Below are 23,909 nucleotides of genomic sequence, written 5' to 3'. Positions count from 1 at the left end.
CCAGCGCTTCCCCAGGCGCCGACCTGATCGATAACGGGCGCCGGTACAGATCGCCCTACCTCGTCAGGCACATGCTATGCACAAAATCGCCGAGCGGGCATGTGCCTGAGCGCCAGATTTAGACACCTGCGTAGTGCCGACCGGGGCAAGGCCGGTCTATATGGGGGCAGAAAAGTCCGAAAGCGCAGGGCCTAAAACTGCCTCATGCGCCGACGACGCGCCCGGATCAGACCCGCTGATCCGTCGCCCACCAGGACCCTTCCCGAGCGCCAGTAGATGCATCGCCCCCAGGCCGGGTCGCCACCGGCGCGCCGACCCGGAGGTCGGCAAGGTAACGCAGCCCCGTACACACGCGGCAGGCTGCAAAAGACGAAGCAAGGTGAAGCGCGGCAGACCGCTCCTTATAGGCCCTTCCTGCCCGGGATTTTCGATGCCAGAAGCCGATACGCCCGCCATTGCCCAACGCGATCTCGTAGGCCAGGCCGTCCAGGCTGTAGTGGGCATACCGCGCGTACCGAACTCCACCTTGCTCCAGCGGCCGGAGGTACTACAACGGCGGTAGCTTCAGGAGTCGCCACACCGCCGTCGGATCTGTAGGAATCTCACTCCCTCGCCCACTGATCTATGGGTGTCCTTGTTTCCTTCCCTGGTGCTGGCGCTGGCGTTGCCCTCCAAACCACCGGCACCGCAGCCGACATCACCGTCGTAGCTCGCGGATCAGCAAAAAAACGATCGCTCAATCAAGCCGCGAACCCGAGACCCCATTCACGGAATCCAAACTTACTGAACTAATCGATTACCGCATACGCCTCTACGACGCACTCATTTTTGGAAAAGGTGAGAGCGATGGAAACCGGATGCCCCTGAACTCTCCCATTCACATCGAACATCGCATTTCCATCCTTGACATCGAGATAAACCGTCGCAACTGAAGCATTCTCGAGTTCATGACCAGAAAAATTCAAAGCCTTCTAAATATCTGACTTGCATGGAGCGTAACGACAAGTCTGTACCGTAATCCGACCTTCCTCGACAAGCTGGGCGGCGCATAACAATACATCTTTGTCGCTATAAAAACCGACGGCGCGCGAACCAGCCGCACTCCCGGTGGTGTGCACACAACCAGCAATCAACGAAAACGTCACGCCCGCTCTCACTATTCCGACTATAGGCGTCATAAAGCGCACCATATTCCTTGATAGTGACTGCGCGACCGACTCCACACCCATAATTCCAACATAACCATTCGATCTGCCCGAAAAACCCGGGGCGCTCCACTCTGCCCCCTGTCCTCCTGCTGCTCTCCCTACGACAGCATTGCCCACATCATTTTGGATGCGGGAACCCTCTCTTATCGATGGAGATCAGCTGAAAAATTGACTTGCCTGCTTTCGTGAGGGTGACAAGTCGTAGACCAGCCTGTTTGGAGTATAGATACGACTGATCGTAAGACTCACCCTCGTCGCACGACTTTCCAGCTCGCGACTTTATGACCAGCGTATCACCAACAACCCCATCCCCCTTTATGTCAGGAGTAGCAGCGACCACGCAATAAACTCTCCCTCCGTAGATCCATTTGCGCTCATTCTTATATTCTTTTGGAATCGCAAACTCGAAGCCGAATGAACTCGAAAAACAAAAATATGGCTCTGCGCTTGCACAAATCTTTGCGGGCAATGCATCTTCCGCAACCCCAAACGTGCCACCTTCGTAATCTAGGTCGGCTGAAAGTCCCGTAGTCGTCTCTACGAATAGCCACTGTGGCGCTGCAGTCGCAGCCAGCACCTGGCTCGAAAATATAACCGCTAAGACTGCGATGGATAGATTAGCGAGCATATTTGATCACCTGCCCCTCAAAGCTGAAAGCATCCTTTTCATAGGAACGCAACTCGTGCCTCGCCTCACTGACGCCCGCATTCTTGTACTGGAAGAATAGCGCGGTTTCCGCCATCGTGGCATGGGAAAACAGGGGTCAGATTGGATTTCTTGCAAAGCCCACTCTGCCCCCTATTTTCGGTGCCATTGATCGCACCATTCGCGAACTTCCCGCCCGACAGCTCCGAGATTGTTCCACCGACAAGAGCGCCGACAAGCGTCCGACCTACATCATTGGTTATGCGTCCAACATGGGGCATAAACGCCGCCGTCAATCCAGCTGACAAAAACGCACTGCCGAAGTTGCCCCCTGCAACTGCGTCATTACGCCGGGTGTCCTTGTTTCATTCCAAAGTCTCAATTGGGTTGTCCAGCAGGACGCGGAGATTCATCGATTGATCTGAGCAGGAAGGCCGATGCAATCAATGCAACGAAGTGCAGCACGTACTCCACGAGCATGATTGGCGGGAAAAAAGCTAAAACACTGGCACCAACCATTCTGGCATCAGGCATGAAAGATACCATGCTGTATATATTGTATGCATTAATTAATATCAATGAAGCAAAAAACACAAAAATCCACGCGCGCCGCCTGACCAAAATCATTAGCGATGAAACGATCAAAACAACCCCAGAAACCGCTCGAACCCCCAGAAATGCAGCAAGAAAAACCGGCATCACATGCGGACCAAAACTCATATTCGGATCTGGAAATAATATTGTCCGGATACTGGAATACGCAAATGCGACATAGATAAATCCGTAAATCATCGCCATCGGAAGAACAAGAAAAGCAAGCCAACGATTTCGACACATATCACTATGACCCCCATTATATAAAGATAGCCAGCCCAGCCAATCTCACTTGGAGAGCCCTGACTCTACCTTCGGACCGTAATATCCGGTCACTGTAATCCCTGCCTGCTCCCATCTTACAATGTGATAAGCGCCCGGATAAGTTTTGGCGGCACGTTGATCTAGCAATGATGGCCCAGTCGGATCTTTTATCAAGAATGGAAACCGACTGATCCAATTATAACCTGTGCCCCAAGGATGCCCATGGAAAGTTAAAAAAAGTCTATAGCCTAGTGGTGGAGTTAAGACTCCTATCATGGCAGCCCGATCGAAGTAATCATACCTACCTGTTTCCACACTACGTAAGGCTGCAGGAAAATTTCTGAACTTTAATGGCAACCCAGGATTAACTTCCGATATAAATGCAGCAAACCCATTTTCTCGCCCACTGTTTATCATCCATGCCCATTGCCGATCCATTCGAGCCCCTAAATCGGAATTCGCGAACATAGACTTGAGCTCAACAGGGGCCTCACGACTAAATGGAACACCGGTATCGCCCCAAGTAATCTCGCTGGTATTGGCGAACCCCTTTTCTTGTTGTGAAGGCCCGTGAGGCAGCATCGCTGCCTGAATCGCTCCATTGATAGCACCATTGGCGAACTTGCCGCCCGACAACTCCGAGATCGTTCCTCCAACTAGAGCGCCGACAAGCGTCCGGCCTACATCATTGGTTATGCGTCCAACATGGGGCATAAACGCCGCCGTCAATCCAGCTGACAAAAACGCACTGCCGAAGTTACCCCCTTGTAACTGCGCCATTACGCCGCCGGTCAAGGCCATCATGCCGATCTGAGCGAAGGGCCCTGCCCCGACAGCAGCCCCTGCGATGCCCGCAGTCACCACGGCGGTCATCGCTCCCAGCACACCTCCTCGGAAGCTTTGCGTCGCTATCGCGCCGCCTACAAATCCGGACAAGGCAGTCCAAGCAACAGCCTCTGCAATACCGACGGGCTGCCCGACAATGATCATCGTGAGCGCCACGATCGCCCCCAACCACTGCCTCTCCTCCACCCCCAACATGCCGCTCGGGTCGGTATAGCGCAGCGGATTGTTGAATACGTAGGTGTACGCGTTCCAGCTTTGGGGATTCTCCGGGTCCTGGATAAACGGATCGACCTGCAGGAATCGGCCCAAGCTCGGGTCGAAGATGCGGCCGTTCATGTGGATCACGCCGACGGCGTCGACGTGCTCGTGGCCGGTGAAGCCGCGCGTGGTCAGGCTGGGCGCGGCGCCGCTGCCGGTGCCGGTCAGGTGGCTGCGGCGCGCGCCGTAGGCCGCGAAGTCCATGTTGTTGAATACGGCTCCCGATTCGGTGGCCGTGCGGACCAGGCTGCCCAAGCGGTCGTGGAACAGGAAGCGCTTGGTGACCGAGGTTCCGACAATCTGCTGCAACAGGACGCCGCCCAGGGTGCGCTTGATCGTAGTCACCCCCAGATCGGTCACGATCTCCACGTTACCCAGGTACAGCGTGGTCTTGCCGCCATCCTCGCGTTTGTAGCGCTGGCCATCGCTGCCGTACCAGAAACGGGTGCGCGTGCCATTACCCAACGAGATCTCGTAAGCCAGATCGTCCGAGCTGTAGTAGGCCGTACGGTCGTTGGCGGTGCCCGGCTCGTCGCGGACGGTCTGATTGCCGTGCGCGTCGTAGTAATAGAAAACGCTGCCGCCGCCATCCAGCACGGTTTCGGCGACCCGATGCGGGCCGCTGGCGCTGGCGCTGCCGTTGCCCTCCAAACCACCCGCACCGCAGCCGGCGTTGCCGTCATAGCGGTAGGTACGATCGTCCTTGCGGCAGACATTGCCGATCAGGTCGTAGGCGAAACGCTGGGTGACCAGGTCCACCGTCACGCCGTCGCGCATCGCCTGTCGGCCTTCGACCAGACGATTCAGACTGTCGTAGGTGAAGGTTTCCAGATAGCGGTTTTCTTTCTGCTGTGTATGCAGATTGCCCGCCGCGTCCCAGGCGTACAGCTCCTTCATCAGATTGCAGGTACTCGCGTTGCCGGCGCACAGCGATTCCAGCCGCCCCGTCAACGTCGAATACGAACGCTTCACGTCCATAGCCGCCGAGTTGCCGCGGCGCTCGCTGATGGCGTTGCCCCAGGCATCGGTTTCCAGCGTGCGCGAGACCGTGTTCGCGTCCGACGGACAGCCCGCCTGAGTGCCCTCCGGGTTCAGGCCCACGTCGCAGGTCGCGCTGGGCATGCCGCGCACGTTGAACTCCACCTTGCTCCAGCGACCAGACGCGTCTTGCGACAGCCAGGGCCGACCCAGCTCGTCGTACTCGGTTTGGGCGACATAGGTGGCGCCGTCGATCACGGTCTCCACCCGCTTGACGCGCCCCATGACGTCGTACTGGTAACTGCGACTGAAGCTGAGCTGCGGACCGCCTCCGGCCCCGCCGCCGGCCACCCATTCCGCGTAGGCCCCGGTCACCGTCTCGCTGGCCAGCTTGCCGGCGCCGTTCGTCGCGGTGTCGTAGTTATAGGTGGACTGCGATTCGATGTTGCCGTTCGCCAAGCGCACGGTCTTGCGCCAGACGCGGCCGCGAGCGTCGTACAGATTCTCGGTACGGCTGCCCGCCGCGTCCTGTTCCACCACCACTTCGCCAGCGGCGTTGTACTGGTACGTGGTTTCGCCGGCATCGGGGTCGGTCTGTCGTATCTTGCGACCAAGCACGTCGTACTGGAAGTAATTCACCACCGCGCCGCGTCCGGGGTCGCGGTTGACATTGCTGATCGTGCCGTCCGCGTTGTAATAGTTGGTCAGGCCGTGATAGTTCGGGTCGGTGACGGTGGTCACCTCGCCCAAGCCATTGCGCGTGGTGGTCATCTGATTGCCGCGCGGATCGATAGCTACCGTCCAGGGGCCAGAGTAGTAGTTTTGCGCAGTCGCCCCGTCTGGGGCGGTCACGAAACGCGGGCGTCCGAGCAGGTCGTAGGTGGTGGTCGTCCAGTCGCGACCGGTCGAACACACGTCCGCTGCCAGCGTCGGGCCGCTGGCGCCGACCGTTCCAGATAGGAAGAACGGGTTGGACGTGCGCGCGGGCTTGCCCGTGGCCTCGTATTCCGTGCAAACCGCCGAAACGTCTTTGCCGGATACGCCGACATTGAAGGTTTCGCTGGCCCTCATCACCGGCCGACCGAGCACGTCGAAGTAGGTCCAAGAAGCCAGTGAGGCCGTAGCGGTGACCTCCTGCCGGAAGCGTGCACCGGTCGGACAACTCACCGTATCTGCGCCAGTTCCACACCATCGATAACGCGCATAGCCGTAGGCACCGCCATTGCCAGGCGTGGAGGACGGGGAGGTCTGGCTCCAGGTCGCAAAGTCGCGTCCGAGCGCGCCGCTCTCGGCGACCGAGCGTACGCCGTTGATGTCGATAGCCTCGGTCACGGCGCCGTAGCGGTTGCGCCCCAACACGGTGAGGACGTCGCGCTCCTGACTGGTGCTCCCGTTGTAGAACGGCTCACTGGTTTTGATCGCGAATCGCCCTCTTGCATCGTACGTAGTGCGCACATGACGTACTACTTCGGCTGGGTCCGTGGAACGAAAATTCGCGGGACCCACACCGCAAATGGAGCTGGATACGCGCGCGCAGGTTTTCGTCAGCGTCCGATTTCCATAGCTGTCGTAGTAGTACAACTTGCGCAACTCTTGATCATCCGGGCCGCCCATCTGGATGCGTTCTTCCGTCAACAGACCGGTCGCCGGGCCGCTCATCGAGTAGAGAAAATTGGTCACGCGAGCGATGTTCGGCTTTCCGGGTCGCTGGTGCTCGACCCAATTCGTGGTTAGTCGTCCAAGCCGCCAACGTGCCGGATCGTCGGTGTAGCTGTTGTTGGTAACGACGGTCGAAGTAGGCACCGATTCGCTCAACGTGTAGGTCCTTACTTCCGACCAGTTCACATTGCCATGGCCGGTGTAATAGAACGCCGAGGTAGTACGGCTGGTAAGCATCCCGGTAAATGGGTCGCGCAGCTTCTCTTCGGTGCTCCCCGTCGCCACGTAAATCGGAGCTTGCACTTCCGGCTGAAAGCCAGATCCGGTCGCCCACCACACCTGCGTCTTATCCGAGAACCAACTGCCGCCCAAAGAGGGTAGCGCCTGGCCGCGGGGAACAAAGCAGGCATCGTTGACCGGTCCGACCAAGCACGCCGGCACCGTATAGGTCTGATCGGCAACCGCAGACTTCACGGTCCGTTGCGGCAGACCGATGAACGGAAAGTTCTGATGGTAGGTATTGCTGGTGACGACGTAGCCGCTGCTGTGATTGACATCGATGGTCTCGATGCTGCCGAACCCCAGGTAGCCGCGACCGCCCGCCTGCATCAGGGCACTGGCGTAGCGGTAGTACAAGGTCGCCTTGGCGTCGGTTGCACCCGACTTCGGCGCACTGCTGGCCGCACGCCAGACCACATAGGCCGGACCCAGCACATCGCGTACCGGCGAGGCGCGCCCCCATGCCGCTGTGTTGCGGGTGCTGGTTACGGCCGGCCGATAGAGGTCCTTGTTGATCAAAGGCGCGTAGCTCAGATCGGTTTCCGCGCCCAGGCCGTTGGTGAAACGGGTAATGACGTCGCGCGGGATGAAACGATTGCTCGGGCCAGGACGCGAGAAATAGATGGGCGAGCTGGAATCGTCCCAGCGCACGCGCATGTAGTCGACGTTGCCGTCGCCGTCGTAGTCGCCGAACAGATAGCTATGACGCGGCAGGCACATCGTGTCGCCGCAGCCCGTTAACACATTGGGGAGCGACACGGCCGGCGAAAAGCCGCCGGCGGGATCGCCGTAACGCGCCACGAAGCGCTGATAATCGGTACTTGGGTACAGCACGTCGGCACGACCATCGCCGTTGACGTCGGCCACGTGCACCTGCGCCGTGACGATGCCCAGCCCCAGATTGCCGCCCGAGCCGAACCCCACGCCGGTATTGATTCCATAGGTCGGAATATTGGTGGTCGTGCCGTGATAGACATAGTCGGTCAGGCCGTCGCCATTGATGTCGGCAAAGCTGATGGTTTCCGCAGTGGAGAATCGGCCCGGCCCATACACCCTGGCTGTAATGCCCGTCGCTGCAACTTGCTCGATGGTGAACGGAGCCATGGTGGCGCACTGACCGATCGAAGCCGGCGTTGCGTTGCTGAAGGCCACCGGCTGACTGTTGGGGTGGATGGGCGGGTCGCCAGGCCCTGGCCCCGGGGGACCGCCTCCCCCGCTGCAGCCGGCGCTGACCTCAATCAGCAGATCCGAGCGCGAATCGGCGTTGAAATCGTTGAGCTGCTGATAGTTGCTTTTGCGATACAGCCCGTAGACCGCGTAGCCGTTGCCTTGCGCATCGAGCAGCGTCAGCAGGCGCTCGTTGCCCCAACGATAGCCATAGCTGCCACCGCGCTCCATCACGCGGACGTACATACTGCCCGAGCGCGGATAGATCAGGTCGATCAAGCCATCGCCGTTGACGTCGGCATGCTGCGGTTCGGAATTCTTGGCCGAGCCCGCACCCGGAATCGGCTGGGCGAGTTCGGCGAGCAGGTTCACGCCGGTCTGGAACGGCTGGTTGTAATCGCCGTTGGAGCGATAGCCCACCCAGTTGGGCGTGCCGCTCAGGAACAGGTCGTCGCGCCCGTCCTCGTCGTAGTCGAGCAGGAACCAGCTCGCATCGCCCTCGTAGGTCTCCCAGCTCAACTCGTAGGGGCTGCACAGCACCGGGTTACCCACGGTGAAGTACGGCTTGCCGCTGGGATCCTGGCGACTGAAGGCCACGTAGATGCTTTCGGTGCCGCAAGCCTCGCCGGTCTGACCGTCCTTGATCCAGACCAGGTCCTGACGGCCGTCGCCGTCGATATCGCCGAACTTCAAACCCTCGAACTTGATCAGGCTGCCGTTGGGAATCGAGCCGGAAGATTCCTGCGTCTCGAAGAAGCCGCGGCTGTCGGTGTAGCTCTGACTCCAAGTGAAGTTGGTAGGCGCCGCGCACACCAGCTGAGCGCTGTCGTTGCATTCGCGCAGTTGGGTCAGCGTCTGAGCGGCGCTGCCGTACGCATAGGTCAGCGTGTAGTGGCGAGCCGTGGTGTAGCTGCCGTTGTCGTCGTCGTCCACCGTCGAGGTGATGCTGTCCAGCCGATGCGCCAGCTGGGTGTAGCCGCCGGCGATGTAGGCCTTGAACGCGGGCGAAGCGCTGTAGTTGAAGACGATTTCCGCATACGGCGTCGAGGCAGGGCTGGACTGCCCCGCCAACACGGTCTTGCCGGTGTAGCGCACCTTCTGGATCAGATGCTCGCCGACGATGCCGTCCAGGCCCTCGTGGTACAGGTAGTCGATATAGTTGCCGGTGGAATCCTGGAAACGCGTCTGCGCCCAGGTCAGCGCCATCGCTTCCTTGCCGGGCGCGTTGCTGTTGACGTAGCCGTCCGCGCGGTTGGCGCTGGTGTTGTTGTCGCGATCGCCGTACCAGGAAATCGAACCGTCCTTGCGCTCGACGGTGAAGAAGGAGGGGCCATTGGCGCCGCTGCTGTAGGCGCACACACGCTGGAAGGACTCCAACTCGGTGCGGAATCCGGAGGCGGTGAAACCGGCGACGCTGGGGCAGGCATCGTTGGTGCCGGCATGCGCGACCAGGCGCTGGCCGTCGAGGCAATAGCGATCGGAGGCGCTGAAGTTGACCGGTGGCGGGCTGCCGTCGACCGGCTGGCCGCTCTCGATGAAGTCGCCCGCTTCGCGGGTAGCGCGGCAGCGCGAGATCGAAGACAACCCGCCGATCGACCAGCCCTTGCCCAGCGCTCCGTTACCGGCCTGGCTGGAGTAATTCAGGCTCATCTTGGGCGCGACACCGGCCGTTCCCGGGACCGAGTACAGCGGCACCGTGTAGGTCGCTGCGCCCGATTCGTCGACGCGGAACTCCGCGCCGATCGCCGACACGCTGTCCGATGCCGGGTCGCTGGCGAACAAGGCGGTCGGAGGCGAACCGCCGCCGGTGACGGGATCCGCGAAACTGCCGGATATCAGCACCCCTGCCTGGAGCAGCAATAAACCCGCGACAGCGGACAACAGCAGGGCCGGCCCCAGCGGCGCGCGGGCAACAGATTCGTTCGACATGGATAGCGGTCCCCTCACCGCGATGCCGCCGACCACTCGTGCAAGCGCACGACCCTATGGCCGACATAAGCTATTGATTAGCTTGACGATCGTCACACTTCGCCGTCAAGACATAACGGCCGTGCCTTGCTTGCTCATTTCGTGCCCCGCCAGGGCCCCACCCCGCCCCGGAACGCCAGCAGATACACCGCCACCGCCCAGGCCGTGGCCACCGACCAGCCCGCCAGGATGTCGGAGGGGTAATGCACGCCCAGGTAGACCCGCGACAGGCCGACCAGCAACACGAAGGCGGCCGCGATCACCGCCACCGGCCAGCGCCAGCGGGTGCGCCAGGCCAACAGGGTCAGCACGCAGGCCAGGGTCGCCGAGCCCATGGCGTGGCCGCTGGGGAAACTGTAGTTGTGCTCGGGCGCGATCGATTCCCACAACGACGGCCGGTCGCGCGCGAACGCTTGCTTGGCGGCGATGTTGAGCAGGGCCGAGCCGCCCAACGCGATCGCGGCGTAGGTGGCCTCGCGGAAACGCCGCAGCAGGCTCAGCGCCAGCACGAACGCGATATCGAACGGGACCACGCCGTAGAGATAGCCCAGCTGGCTGATCGCGACGAAGAAGCGGTCGTAGCCCTCGCGCGCCAGCGAATGGGCGAATTGCAGGATCGGTACGTCGAACGGAATGATGTCCTGCTCGTGGATCTCGTCGGCCAACTCGACGAAGGCCCACAGCGGCAGCAGCAGGCCGGCGAACACCAGCAGCAGGCGCAGGCCGTGGCGGCGCAGGAAGGCGACGCCGAAGCGGGCCTCCTGCTTCAGCGCGGCATCGTGGAGCGGCGGCTCAGGCACCCGCTGCGCGAGCGCCATAGTTGCGGTCGACGTAACGGTCGATCAGGTCGACGAACTCGTCGGCGATGCGTTCGCCGCGCAGGGTCACGGTCTTCTCGCCGTCCTCGAACACCGGCGCCGATGGCGCTTCGCCGGTGCCCGGCAGCGAGATGCCGATGTTGGCGTGACGCGATTCGCCGGGGCCGTTGACCACGCAACCCATCACCGCCAGGGTCAGGTTCTCGGCGCCTGGGTGGCTGATCTTCCACTCCGGCATCTTCGCGCGCACATGCTCCTGCACCTTCTGCGCGAGTTCCTGGAAGAAGGTGCTGGTGGTGCGGCCGCAGCCCGGGCAGGCGGTGACCATCGGCGTGAACGCGCGCAGGCCCATGGTCTGCAGCAGTTCCTGCGCCACCACGACTTCGTTGCTGCGCGCCTGGCCGGGTTCGGGCGTGAGCGAAATGCGGATGGTGTCGCCGATGCCTTCCTGCAACAGCACGCCGAGCGCGGCGCAGGAAGCGACGATGCCCTTGCTGCCGATACCGGCCTCGGTCAGCCCCAGGTGCAGGGCGAAATCGCCGCGGTTGGCGAGCTCGCGGTAGACCGCGATCAGCTCCTGCACGCCGCTGACCTTGGCGCTGAGCACGATGCGGTCGGCCGGCAGGCCGATCTCGACCGCGCGCTGGGCCGAGTCCAGGGCCGAGCGGATCAGGGCCTCGCGCAGCACCCGGCCGGCGTCCCAGGGTTCGGCGCGGGCGTGGTTCTCGTCCATCAGGGTCGCCGCCAGGGCCTGGTCCAGCGAGCCCCAGTTGGCGCCGATGCGCACCGGCTTGCCGTGCTTGATCGCGAACTCGATCAGGGTCGCGAACTGGCTGTCCTTCTTCTTGCCGAAACCGACGTTGCCGGGGTTGATGCGGTACTTGCCCAGGGCCTCGGCGCAGGCCGGCTCGGCGGTGAGCAGTTGATGGCCGTTGTAGTGGAAGTCGCCGATGATCGGGACCTCGATGCCCATCATCGCCAGCTTGTCGACGATGCGCGGCACCGCGGCGGCGGCCTCGACGGTGTTGACGGTGACCCGCACCAGCTCCGAGCCCGCGCGCCACAGCTCGGCGACCTGCTTGGTTGTGGAGGCGACGTCGGCGGTGTCGGTGTTGGTCATCGACTGCACCACCACCGGCGCGCCGCCGCCGACCTCGACCGCGCCGATGCGGACGCTGCGGGTCAGGCGACGCGGCAAGGGGCCAAAACCGGGATGGGCGCAGGGCAAGGGAGCGTCGGAATTCATGCCTCTATTGTAAAGCCGGGATTTGGGATTGGGGATTTGGGATTCGTAAGGCATAGAGGCGCCCCAGCTTTAACGAATCCCGAATCCCGAATCCACAATCCCGGCCCTAAAAGCAGTACGGTATCGGGCCGTAACGCCCGCCCGAACATGAACGCCGCCGCGCCCGACCACGTCCTCTCGCCCAGCCAGCTCAACGCCCTGGCGCGCAATCTGCTGGAGGACACCTTCCCGCTGGTCTGGGTCGAGGGCGAGCTGGGCAATCTGTCGCGGCCGTCGTCCGGGCATCTGTACATGACCCTCAAGGACGCGCGCGCGCAGGTGCGTTGCGCGATGTTCAAGCCCAAGAGCAGCTGGCTGAAGTTCGTCCCGCGCGAGGGTCTGCGCGTGCTCGCGCGCGGCCGTCTGACCCTGTACGAGGCGCGCGGCGATTACCAGCTGGTGCTGGACCACATGGAGGAGGCCGGCGAAGGCGCGCTGCGGCGCGCGTTCGAGGAACTCAAGGCGCGCCTGAGCGCCGAGGGCCTGTTCGACCCCGAACGCAAGCGCCCGCTGCCGCGCTACCCGGCGCGCGTGGGTGTGATCACCTCGCCCAGCGGCGCAGCGGTGCGCGATGTGCTCAGCGTGTTCGCGCGGCGCTTCCCGCTGATCCAGGCGGAGGTGCTGCCGGTGCCGGTGCAGGGCGAAGGCGCCGCGGCCCAGATCGTGAGCATGCTGCAGCGCGCGGCGGCGTCCGGCCGCTACGACGTGCTGGTGCTGGCGCGCGGCGGTGGTTCGCTGGAAGACCTGTGGGCCTTCAACGACGAGCGCCTGGCGCGCGCGATCGCGGCCTGCGAGGTGCCGGTGGTCTCGGCGATCGGCCACGAGACCGACTTCAGCCTGTCCGACTTCGCCGCCGACCTGCGCGCGCCCACCCCCTCGGTCGCGGCCGAACTGATCGCGCCTGACCGCGACGAACTGCTGCGCCGCCTGCGCCAGCTCGACGCGCGCCTGCGCAACCTGCAACTGCAACGCCTGCGCCAGGCCATGCAACGCGCCGACCGCGCCGCGCTGCGGCTCAACGCGCTGCGGCCGCAGGCGCGCCTGCAGGCCCTGCGCCTGCGCCAGGCCGAAGCGCTGCGCCGGCTCAGCGCGGCCTGGCAGCGCCAACTCGAACGCGAACGCGCGCGCCTGCGCCACGCCGATGCGGTGCTGCGCGCCAATCACCCGCAACGCCGCATCGCGGCCCTACGCGAACGTCTGAGCGCGCTCGCGCCGCGCCCGCGCGCCGCGATGGCGCGCCGGCTCGCTCACCAAGGCCTGCACCTGCGCGGTCTGGCACGCTCGCTGGAAGCGGTCAGCCCACTGGCCACGGTCGCGCGCGGCTACGCCATCCTGCAGCGCGAGGACGGCCAGGTCGTGCGCAGCGTGCTGGATGCGGCACCGGGCGACCGCCTGAGCGCGCGCGTCCAGGACGGGCGGCTGCGGGTGAAGGTCGAGGGCGGGGACGACGGCGCGGCCGTCTGAGACGCGGCTCGATACGCGCTGCGCCGCAAACGGGATTCATCGCGGCTTACGCCGCTCCCACAGGCGGCGGGCACCAGAAACTCAGGGCCTGCGAAGGCCCCTCCGCAGCGCCGCCGCTGCGCCTGTGGGAGCGGCGTGAGCCGCGATAGCGCCACCTCGCACTCGACGACGGCGTCGACGGCCGGCGCCCCCGCCCACGCGACGCACCGTTCCGCCCAAGGCGCCCCGCCATCGCCCATCGCTAACACGATCTGAGCGAGGATCGCAGGACTCGGGCGCAGCCCACCACGGAGTCCCGCATGACCAAGGCGTCCGATCTGTTCGTCGCCGCGCTCGAAGCCGAAGGCGTGGAGTACGTGTTCGGGATTCCGGGCGAAGAGAACCTGGACCTGCTGGAATCGCTGCGCACCTCCACGATCAAACTGGTCCTGACCCGTCACGAGCAGGCCGCCGGTTTCATGGCCGCGACCTACGGCCGCCTCACCGGCAAGGCCGGCGTCTGCCTGTCCACCCTGGGCCCGGGCGCGACCAACCTGGTCACCCCCGCCGCCTACGCCCAGCTCGGCGCCATGCCGATGCTGATGATCACCGGCCAGAAGCCGATCAAGACCAGCAAACAGGGCCATTTCCAGATCGTCGACGTGGTCGACACCCTGCGCCCGCTGACCAAGTACACCCGCCAGATCGTGTCCGCCGACGCGATCCCGGCGCGCGTGCGCGAGGCCTTCCGCCGCGCCGAGGAGGAGCGCCCCGGGGCCACCCACCTGGAGCTGCCGCAGGACATCGCCGCCGATCCGACCGAGGCCCGGCTGATCCCCGCTTCGTACTCGCGCCGCCCGCTGGCCGAGGACAAGGCCATCGCGCACGCCGCGGCCGCGATCATGCGCGCGCGCCATCCGCTGCTGATGATCGGCGCCGGCGCCAACCGCAAGACCACCGCACGCCAGCTGCGCGCCCTGCTCGCCAAACTCGGCATCCCCTTCTTCACCACCCAGATGGGCAAGGGCGTGGTCGACGAAACCGACCCGTTGTGGCTGGGCAACGCGGCACTGTCCGATCACGACTTCGTGCACCGCGCGATCGACGCCGCCGACTGCATCGTCAACATCGGTCACGACGTGATCGAGAAGCCGCCGTTCTTCATGCGCGAGGGCCGGCGCACGGTGATCCACGTCAACTACGCCAGCGCCGAAGTCGACGCGGTGTACTTCCCGCAGATCGAAGTGGTGGGCGACATCGCCAACGCGGTCTGGCAGCTTTCGGAGGCGATCGCGCCGCAGCCGCACTGGGACTTCGCCTTCTTCGATCGCGTGCGCGCCGCGATGGAAGCGCAGATCGACGAGCGCAACGCCGACCCGCGCTATCCGCTGGTGGCGCAGCGCCTGGTCGCCGACGTGCGCGCCGCGATGGGCGAACGCGACATCGTGTGCCTGGACAACGGTCTGTACAAACTCTGGTTCGCGCGCGGCTATCGCTGCCGCCGGCCCAACACGCTGTTGCTGGATAACGCGCTGGCGACCATGGGCGCGGGCCTGCCCTCGGCGATGGCGGCCCGCATCGTGCATCCGGACCGGCGCGTGCTGGCGGTCTGCGGCGACGGCGGCTTCATGATGAACTCGCAGGAACTGGAGACCGCGGTACGCCTGGGCCTGGACCTGACCGTGCTGGTGCTGCGCGACGATGCCTACGGCATGATCAAGTGGAAGCAAGCCCACGAGCGCTACCCCAGCTTCGGCATGGACCTGGGCAACCCGGATTTCGTGAAATACGCCGAAAGCTACGGCGCGCGCGGCCACCACCCCGCCAGCAGCGATGAATTCCTGCCGCTGCTGCAACGCGCGCTGGACGCGCCCGGCGTCGACCTGATCGAAGTGCCGATCGACTACGCCGACGACGACCGTATCCTCAACGAAGACATCCCGCGCCTGAGCGCCGCGGTGCGCTGAGCGCCGACGCCCACCACCTCCGTACGCAACCGGAATCCGCCATGGCCAAGTCCCCCTCCAAGTCCAAGACCGTCTCCGGACTCAAGAGCAGCTATCCCTACTACCTCGCCAACCGCCCGGTCGCGGCCAACACCGACCTGGAAGTGCTGGACAAGTACAGCGGCAAGGTCGCCACCCGCGTCGCCTTCGCCGATGCCTCGGTGGTGCGCAAGGCCATCGTCGCCGCGCACAAGGCGCGCGAGGCCATGGCCGCGTTTCCGCCCGACGCGCGCCGCGACGTGCTCGAACACTGCGTCAAGCGCTTCAGCGAGCGCCATGAAGAACTGTCGCTGGCCCTGTGCATCGAGGCGGGCAAACCGATCAAGGACGCGCGCGGCGAAGTCACCCGCCTGATCGACACCTTCCGCATCGCCGCTGGCGAGGCCACGCGCCTGGACGGCGAGATCATCGAGTTGCAGATCTCCCCGCGCACGCGCGGCTACCGCGGCATGGTCAAGCGCGTACCGGTCGGGCCCTGCAGCTTCATCACCCCGTTCAACTTCCCGCTCAACCTGGTCGCGCACAAGGTCGCGCCGGCGATCGCCGCCGGTTGCCCCTTCGTGCTCAAGCCCGCGGTCAAGACCCCGGTGGGCGCGCTCATCATCGGCGAGGTGCTGGCCGAGACCGACCTGCCCCGCGGCGCGTTCTCGGTGATCTGCTGCTCCAACGAGGACGCCGGCGCGCTCACCGAGGACGAGCGCATCGCCCTGCTCAGCTTCACCGGCGGATTGATCGGCTGGGAGCTCAAGGCGCGCGCGGGCCGCAAGAAGGTGACCCTGGAGCTGGGCGGCAACGCGGCCTGCATCATCGACGAAGACCCGGGCGTGCCGTTGGACCACGTGGTCGAGCGGCTGGTGTTCGGCGCCTATTACCAGAGCGGCCAGAGCTGCATCAGCGTGCAGCGCATCTACGCGCACGCGGCGATCTACGACCAGTTGCGCAAGAAGCTCAAGGCGGCGGTGTCGAAGCTGCGCATGGGCGACCCGCGCGACGAGCGCACCTTCATCGGCCCGGTGATCGACGAGGCCGCGGCCAAGCGCATCGAATCCTGGGTGACGGCCGCGCGCAAGGGCGGCGCCAAGCTGATCGCCGGCGGCGAACGCCGCGGCAACATGCTGCCGGCGACGCTGCTGGAACGGGTGCCGCGCGACAGTGATCTGTTCCGCCAGGAAGTGTTCGGCCCGGTCGCGTTCATGGCCCCGTTCGAGGATTTCGACCAGGCCCTGGCCCAGGTCAACGACAGCGACTTCGGCCTGCAGGCCGGCGTGTTCACCGGTCGCCTCGACCACGCCATGCGCGCCTGGGACCGCCTGGAGGTCGGCGGCGTGATCGTCGGCGACGTGCCTAGCTTCCGCGTCGACAACATGCCCTACGGCGGCGTGAAAAATTCGGGCCTGGGCCGCGAGGGCGTGCGTTATGCGATCGAGGATATGACCGAGCAGCGGCTGTTGGTGATTCGGGATCCGGTAGCGTAACGCTGTTTTAGTCCCTCTCCGGCTGGCGATGCCCGAAGGGTATGCACGGCTGAGGGGAGTTGGGGTGAGGGCCGGCGCGAGCGCGCGACTCCAAGCTCGCACGGCGCCCTCATCCGCCCCGCGGGCACCTGCTCCCGCGAGCGGGAGAAGGCTTAAGGCGACGCAGGGTGCGGTGACAACCGCGCCGTCGCGATGGTGCGGTTCGCTGCGCTCACCACACCCTGCCTATGGCGCCTCGCGCGCGCGGCGCACGAAGGGTGGGCAAGGCTGAGGGGGCTTGGGGTGAGCGCCCCCCCAACACGCGATCGAGGCGCCTTTAACCCCGCTGCGCCAAGCCATGCGTTTCGACCCAGGACCTCCCTGGGAACCGCCCGCATGAACGCCAAGCCGCAGCCCTACCCCAGCTCCCTCCTGTTCGTCGCCGTGCTCAGTGCGCTCGCGCTGAGCGCCTGCCACACCAGCACCCGCAACGACGCGCCCAGCGCCGACAAGGCCGATGCGCGCAGCGAACGCCATACGGCGCAGACCGCGCCGTCCGCAGCCGACGTGGTCGCGATCCGGGACCAGGCCGCCGGCGCGGTGGCGGCCGCGGACGCCGCCAAGGCGGCCGCCGACTCGGTCGCCAACGCCGGCGTCGAGTTGCCGGAAGCCAATCTGTCCATGCGCCGCGCGCCAGGCGCTCCGCCACCTCCGCCGGCCCCGGCAATGGCCTACGTCACCGAGTCCAAGCAGCTGGCACCGGCTTCCACGCTGGAGGCCATCAACGTCAGTGGCAGCCGCATGAAGCGCGCTCAGATCGGCACCGCGTCGCCGGTGATGGCGGCGCCGTCCGTGGGCTTCTTGGGCGATGCGCAATTTCAACCTGCCAACACCGAAAAATACGCCGCGCGCGAAGACAACCCCGTGCGCCGCACCGCCGACGAACCGCTGTCCACCTTCTCGATCGACGTCGACACCGGCAGCTACAGCAACGTGCGCCGCATGCTCAACCAGGGCGTGCGTCCGCCCGCCGACGCGGTGCGCGCGGAGGAGTTCATCAATTACTTCGACTACGGCCACCCCGCCCCGACGTCGCGCGACACGCCGTTCCGGGTCACCACCGAACTCGCGCCGGCGCCGTGGAACGCGCAGCGCCAGCTGCTGATGATCGGCATAAAGGGCTACGACGTGCCCAAGGCCACCCTGCCGCCGGCCAACCTGGTGTTCCTGATCGACACCTCCGGCTCGATGGATCAGCCCGACAAGCTGCCCCTGCTCAAGAGCGCCTTCGGCCTGTTGACCAAACAGCTGCGCCCGCAGGACCGCATCTCGATCGTGGTCTACGCCGGCTCGGCCGGCCTGGTCCTGCCGCCCACCCCCGGCGATCGCCAGAGCGAAATCCTGGAGGCGCTGGACCGCCTGCAGGCCGGCGGCAGCACCAACGGCGGCGACGGCATCCGCCTGGCCTATGCCATGGCCAAGCAGGCTTACGTCAAGGACGGCGTGAACCGGGTGATCCTGGCCACCGACGGCGACTTCAATGTCGGCACCGTGAGCCCGGGCGCGCTCGAGACGCTGGTCGCCGATCAGCGCAAGAGCGGCATCGCCCTGACCACGCTGGGCTTCGGCCAGGGCAACTACAACGACGCGCTGTCGGAAAAACTCGCCGATGTCGGCGACGGCAACCACGCCTACATCGACACCCTGCAGGAAGCGCGCAAGGTGCTGGTCGAGGAAATGGGTTCGACCATGTTGACCATCGCCCGCGACGTGAAGATCCAGGTCGAGTTCAACCCGGCCTTGGTCTCCGAGTACCGTCTGATCGGCTACGAGAACCGCGTGCTCAAGCACGAGGATTTCAACAACGACAAGGTCGACGCCGGCGACATCGGCGCCGGCCACGAGGTCACCGCGCTGTACGAACTCACGCCGGTCGGCTCCACCGCCGCGCGCCTGCCCGCGCTGCGCTATCGCGAAGCGCCCGCCGCGCAGGCCGGCAAGAGCGGCGAGATCGCCAACCTCAAGCTGCGCTACAAGCGCCCCGGCCAGGACGCCAGCCGCCTGATCGAAACCCCGATCCTGCGTTCGCAGCTGCATGCCCAGCCCGGCGAGTCGATGCGCTTCGCCGCCGCGGTGGCCGCGTTCGCCGACGCCTTGCGCGGCGGCAGCCGTTCCGACGGCTGGGGCTGGGACAAGATCGAGGCGACCGCGCGCGCGAGCAAGCTGGACGATCGCTGGGGTCAGCGCCGCGAGCTGGTGCAGTTGATCGAACGCGCGCGCCGCCAGATCGCTGGCGACACGCCCTCCACCGCGGTCAGCGTCAGCGAGTGAGCGCCTGCCGCAGCGGCGCCTGCGCGCGCTCGGCCGGGTGCCCGAACAGATAGCCTTGGCCGTAGGCGCAGCCCAGTTCGCGCAATGCCGCGAGCTGGGCTTCGTTTTCCACGCCTTCGCCGATGGTGTGGATGCCCAAGGTGCCGGCCAGCGCCTGGATCGCGCGCACCACCGCCACGCTCTCGGGGCGGGTTTCGCCGACCAGGCCGGCGACGAAACTCTGATCGATCTTCAGGCACTCGATCGGGAACCGATGCAGGTAGGACAGCGCCGAGAAGCCGGTACCGAAATCGTCCAATTGGGCGAGCACGCCGTGGCCGCGCAAGGTGCGCAGCATGCGCAGCGCGCGCGGCACGTCGTCCAGCAGCGCGCCTTCGGTGATCTCGATGCGCAGCCGGTGCGGGTCGGCGCCGGCCTCGTCGATCATGCGCAGCAAGCGGTCGGCGAAGTCCGAGGCGCGGAAATGCCGCGGCGAGACGTTGACCGACACGTAACCCTCGCCGCCTTCGGCCAGCTGCCGCATCACTTGCGCGTACAGCAGCCAATCGACCTCCTCGATCAGGCCGCTGTCCTCGCCCAGGCCGATGAAGTCACTGGGCAGCAGCAGGCCGCGGCGCTCGTGGCGCCAGCGCAGCAGGGCCTCGTGACCGATCACGCTGTGATCGCTCAGGCGCACGATCGGCTGGTAGTAGGCGATGAAGCCGTCGCCGTTGATGGCGCGACGCAGGTCGGCTTCCAGGTCGAGGATGCGTACCGCCTGTTCGCGCATGGCCTCGTCGAACACCGCGCAGCGGTCGCGGCCGGCGGACTTGGCGCGGTACATCGCCGCGTCGGCGTCGCGCAGCAGCTCGGCGCCGGTGCGGTAGCGCGGGTGCCACATCGCGATGCCCAGGCTGGCCGAGGGGAACACCTCGCGCCCGGCCACCCAGCACGGCTCGCCTAGCGCGCGCAGGATCCGGTGCGAGAGCTCCTCGGCCACGCGCAAGCCGTCGATGTTGTCGACCAGGATCGCGTATTCGTCGCCGCCCAGGCGCGCGACCGTGTCGTCGGTGCGGACCGCGGCGACGATGCGGCGCCCGGCTTCGATCAGCAATTCGTCGCCGGCGGAGTGGCCGACGCTGTCGTTGACCAGCTTGAAGCGGTCCAGGTCCAGGAACAGCACCGCGAATTGGCGGCGCGGATCCTGCTGGGCGCGCGCGATCGCGGTCTCCAGCCGTTCCAGCAGCTGGCCGCGATTGGGCAAGCCGGTCAGGGCGTCGTGCAGGGCCTGATGGGTGAGCTGCTGCTCGGCGCGCAGGCGCTCGCCGATCTGCGACAGCAGCTCGGTGTTGGCCTGGGCCAGCTCGCGGGTGCGCGAGGCCACGCGCTGCTCGAGTTCGGAATGCGCCGTGACCAGGCGGTCCTGGGTCTGCTTGCGCGCCAGGCCGTTGCTGATGTGGTGGGCGACGAAGGTCAGCAGTTCCTGGTCGCGCACGGTGAAGGCGATCGCCGGCGAATAGCTCTGCACCGCGATCACGCCGACCACGTGGTCGCCGCGGAACAGCGGCACGCCCAACCAGCAGTGCGCCTGCGAACCCAGGCTGCGCACCAGGCCGGCCGCAGCCAGGCTGGCGATGCGGTTGCGGTCGGCCAGCAAGGCCTGGCCGCGCTTGATCACGTATTCGGTCAGGCCCACGCCCAGGCGCCGGCTCTCGCGGATCGGGTCGCGCTCGTCGATCGAGTACGGAAACTCCAGGTGCTCGCCGTCGTCGGCGATCAGGGCGATGTAGAAGTTGCGCGCGTACAGCAGTTCGCTGACCACATCGTGGACCTGGGCGTAGAAGCGCTCCAGCGTTTCGGAGGTGATCGACAGTTCGGCGATCCGGAACAAGGCGCGCTGCAGGCGCTCGGCGCGTTGGCGCTCGATGATCTCGGCCTGCAGATCGCGGTTGCTCAGCTGCAGCGCCTGGGTGCGCTCGGCAACCCGGCGTTCCAGCTCCTCGCGGGCGCGGTAGCGATCCAGCGCGGTCAGAATGTGCTGGGCCACGAATGCCAGCAGCGCGCGCTCTTCGTCGCCGTACAGGCCCGGGCGGTCGTAGCTTTGCACCACGATCGCGCCGCAGACGCGGTCGTCGCGGCGCATCGGCACGCCCAGCCAGTCCTGGCTGTCGGGGCCGTGGGTCAGGTCCTGGGTGACGTTGAGCTGCTCGCGTATCGAGGCCGAGGACCCCTGCAGCGGCTCGCCGTGGCGCAGCAGCGCCAGGGTCAGGCTGTTGGGCATCTCCTCGCCGCGGATCTCGCGCTCGGGCTCGGCGATGTAGGTATCGATGCGGTCGGCGAAGTACAGGAAGCGCAGGCTGTCGCGCACGTCGTCGTAGAGCACGATGTAGCAGTTCTCGGCGTACATCAGGCCGCCGACCACGCCGTGGATGCGGCGCAGCATGTCGACCATGTCCAGATCCGAGCCGGCCAGGTCGGCGATCTCGTACAAGGCCTGCTGCAGGCGCTCGGACTTTTCCAGCGACTCGACCCGCGCCTGCGCGCGCGCCGCCGCCAGCTGCACCGCCACCAGGCGCTGCGCCAGCGCCAGCCAGGGCTCGCGCGCGGACTGCGCCAACGGCGCGCCCAGTTGCGCGCACAGCGCCGCACGAGTGCCGTCGCCCAGGGTCCAGGCGGCCGCGACGCGGTCGGGGCGTTCGGGCTCCGGCCCGTGGCCATCGAGCAGGCGTTCGGCGATCGCGGCCGATTCCGGCGCCGCGCTCGCGGCCGAGCCGCCGACCACGCCGCGCGCGTCCAGCCAGCGCACCGCCACCCGCGAGCCCGCCGGCAGGCCGTCGCACAGCGCGCCCGCCAGCTCATCGCCGGTTCCAGGCGCCCCCGCGTGGACGCCTGCTGCTGGCCTTCCGGTTGTCTGCACCGCTACAGGCCTCTGGATCGTTCATGTTTCTACAACGCAGGGCGCAGGATAGCCTGAGCGGACGGCCGCGAACCGCCAACCCCGTCGCGGCCCTTGGGCCGTTCGTCTGGACATGCACCTGGCGATCGCCCCCCACCCTGGGGCCGTCCGGAGGGAGGCCCATGGCTTCCCGTCGGCGGCGCCAACCCGTACCCTGCCGCGGATGAATTCGGCTGCGGACGCGAGCGACGACGTATTGATGCTGGCCTGGACGGGCGGCGATACGACGGCGTTCGAGACCCTGTACGCCCGCCACCGCGGCCCGCTGTACCGCTTTTTGCTGCGCCAGGTGCGCGATTCGGCGCTGGCCGACGAGTTCTTCCAGGACGTCTGGCAGCGCGTGATCGCCGCGCGCCACGGCTGGAAGCCCGACGCCGCGTTCAGCACCTGGCTGTTCCGGATCGCTCACAATCGGCTCAACGATTACTGGCGCGGTCTCAAGCACCGCCCCGCCGCCCCCGAGGACGGCGACGAGCGCGCCGCGCGCGTGCCCGATCCGACCACGCCCGAGCGCGAACTGTCCGAATTCGAACAGCGCCGCCGCTTGCAGCGCGCGATCGAGGAATTGCCCGAAGAGCAGCGCGAGGTGGTGCTGCTGAGGCTGGAGCAGGAGCTGAGCCTCGAAGAGATCGGCGACATCACTGGCGCCGGACGCGAAACGGTTAAATCCAGGCTGCGCTACGCGATGGACAAGCTGCGGCTGAGGCTGAACGAATGAAGCGCAACACCCCCGATCCGTTGTCGCCCAAAGAACGCGCCCTGGCCGACCGCCTGGCGCGGCTGGGGCCGCACGACGGCCCCTCGCCCGCGCTGGACGCGAAGATCCTGGCCGCGGCGCATGCCGCTGCGGCAGGTTCGCGCCCGCCGCAGCGTACGCGGCGGCGCTGGGCCCTGAGCGCGATCCCGGGCGGCCTGATCACCGGCGTCGGCGTGGCCGCGACCATGGCCCTGGCGGTGGGCGTGGTCTGGCAGCTGCGCCCGATCAGCCCCTCGCGGGAGGCGCCGATCCACGAGCCCGCCGACGGCGCCTTCACCAGCGCCGAGATGATCGCGCGCCCGCGCCAGACCATCGCGCCGCCGCCTCCGCCGGCCGCGCCCGCGCTACCGCAAGCCAACATGAGCCGGCCCGCGCCGCAGGCGTCCGCCGATGCGGCCGCCGCGTCGGTGGCTGCGGCGCCGCCGCTCGCGGCGTCCGCCGCCAAGCCGGCCGCCGAAGCGCCGGCGCAAGCCGCCGACGGCTACACCTTCTACGAAAGCGACGCGCCCTCGCCGGCCGCGCCCAGCGCGCGTCGCCAACGCACCGATAAGGGCGTCGCGGCCAACGCAGCCGCGCCGGCCGATGCAGCCGCCGACGCCGCGGGCAACATGTCCGGTTTCTACAGGGCGCCCGACTACGCGCCGCCTGCGCCGGCCGCCAAGCCGGGACAGGACTCGGACCCCTTCAGCCTCAGCCCCTCCAAGGCGCGCCGCGCCGCCGAAGCCGCCGAACAGCGCCGCGAAGCCGAGGCCAAGCAGGAAACCACGCTGGACCGCATCGAGGTCACCGGCTCGCGCATCAAGCGCGCCGACATCGAGAGTGCGCAGGACGTCGCGATCGTGCTGCCGCCGCTGCGCGAGGACGCGCGCCTGGAACGCGCCGAATGGCTGGAACGCATCCGCGCCCGCCGCGATGCTGGCGACGTCGACGACGCCCGCGCCAGTCTCAAGCTGTTCCGCAAGACCTATCCGCGCGTGCGCATTCCCGACGACCTGCGTCCGCTGCAGCGATGA

At 66.1% G+C, this 23,909-nt stretch carries 12 protein-coding genes; 6 read left to right on the top strand and 6 right to left on the bottom strand.

Annotation, left to right across the window (positions count from 1 at the left end; all coding sequences use genetic code 11):
• Positions 1-1,326: 1,326 nt before the first annotated feature.
• The 5 genes from ASE35_RS20950 to ispG form a co-directional block, all read right to left on the bottom strand.
• Complete coding sequence (locus ASE35_RS20950; RefSeq protein ID WP_157489227.1) at positions 1,327-1,836, bottom strand: hypothetical protein; 510 nt, start codon at positions 1,834-1,836, stop codon at positions 1,327-1,329.
• Positions 1,837-2,232: 396 nt separating this feature from the next.
• A complete protein-coding gene (locus ASE35_RS20940) occupies positions 2,233-2,574 on the bottom strand; it encodes a hypothetical protein (protein ID WP_235569980.1) in 342 nt (113 codons plus the stop codon).
• 162 nt (positions 2,575-2,736) lie between these two features.
• Positions 2,737-9,828, bottom strand: a complete 7,092-nt coding sequence (locus tag ASE35_RS02440) for a toxin TcdB middle/N-terminal domain-containing protein (RefSeq protein WP_082611075.1) — start codon at positions 9,826-9,828, stop codon at positions 2,737-2,739.
• A 134-nt stretch (positions 9,829-9,962) separates the two neighbouring features.
• Positions 9,963-10,685, bottom strand: a complete 723-nt coding sequence (locus tag ASE35_RS02435; RefSeq protein ID WP_082611074.1) for a phosphatase PAP2 family protein — start codon at positions 10,683-10,685, stop codon at positions 9,963-9,965.
• Positions 10,660-11,931 carry a flavodoxin-dependent (E)-4-hydroxy-3-methylbut-2-enyl-diphosphate synthase gene (gene ispG / locus ASE35_RS02430; RefSeq protein WP_056173556.1) on the bottom strand — a complete coding sequence of 424 codons (1,272 nt, stop codon included), beginning with the start codon at positions 11,929-11,931 and terminating at the stop codon, positions 10,660-10,662. The genes ASE35_RS02435 and ispG overlap by 26 nt, the downstream gene beginning before the upstream one ends.
• A gap of 147 nt (positions 11,932-12,078) precedes the next feature.
• On the opposite strand from ispG, the gene xseA reads away from it, so the two are divergent.
• The 4 genes from xseA to ASE35_RS02410 all read left to right on the top strand — a co-directional run bounded on the left by xseA (position 12,079) and on the right by ASE35_RS02410 (position 19,204).
• Entirely contained in the window at positions 12,079-13,434 is a 1,356-nt protein-coding gene (gene xseA / locus ASE35_RS02425; protein WP_057161262.1) for an exodeoxyribonuclease VII large subunit, read from the top strand.
• 299 nt (positions 13,435-13,733) lie between these two features.
• Positions 13,734-15,380 (top strand): acetolactate synthase large subunit, encoded by a 1,647-nt coding sequence (locus ASE35_RS02420; RefSeq protein ID WP_057162861.1) that lies wholly within the window; start codon positions 13,734-13,736, stop codon positions 15,378-15,380.
• A gap of 41 nt (positions 15,381-15,421) precedes the next feature.
• Positions 15,422-16,894 (top strand): aldehyde dehydrogenase family protein, encoded by a 1,473-nt coding sequence (locus ASE35_RS02415; RefSeq protein ID WP_057162860.1) that lies wholly within the window; start codon positions 15,422-15,424, stop codon positions 16,892-16,894.
• 375 nt (positions 16,895-17,269) lie between these two features.
• A complete protein-coding gene (locus ASE35_RS02410; RefSeq protein ID WP_343123514.1) occupies positions 17,270-19,204 on the top strand; it encodes a VWA domain-containing protein in 1,935 nt (644 codons plus the stop codon).
• Here ASE35_RS02410 and ASE35_RS02405 read toward each other — a convergent pair.
• Positions 19,194-21,989: an EAL domain-containing protein gene (locus ASE35_RS02405; protein WP_235570009.1), complete on the bottom strand. Its 2,796-nt coding sequence runs from the start codon at positions 21,987-21,989 to the stop codon at positions 19,194-19,196. The two genes, ASE35_RS02410 and ASE35_RS02405, sit on opposite strands and share 11 nt — an antisense overlap.
• Before the next feature lie 313 nt (positions 21,990-22,302).
• On the opposite strand from ASE35_RS02405, the gene ASE35_RS02400 reads away from it, so the two are divergent.
• Both ASE35_RS02400 and ASE35_RS02395 read left to right on the top strand, forming a co-directional pair.
• Positions 22,303-22,857 (top strand): RNA polymerase sigma factor, encoded by a 555-nt coding sequence (locus ASE35_RS02400; RefSeq protein ID WP_056173542.1) that lies wholly within the window; start codon positions 22,303-22,305, stop codon positions 22,855-22,857.
• Positions 22,854-23,909 carry a hypothetical protein gene (locus tag ASE35_RS02395; protein ID WP_057162859.1) on the top strand — a complete coding sequence of 352 codons (1,056 nt, stop codon included), beginning with the start codon at positions 22,854-22,856 and terminating at the stop codon, positions 23,907-23,909. The genes ASE35_RS02400 and ASE35_RS02395 overlap by 4 nt, the downstream gene beginning before the upstream one ends.

Origin of the sequence: Lysobacter sp. Root916 (assembly GCF_001429785.1) — a bacterium.
Taxonomy (GTDB): Bacteria; Pseudomonadota; Gammaproteobacteria; order Xanthomonadales; family Xanthomonadaceae; genus Lysobacter.
This window is presented reverse-complemented; position numbering and strand designations above follow the sequence as displayed.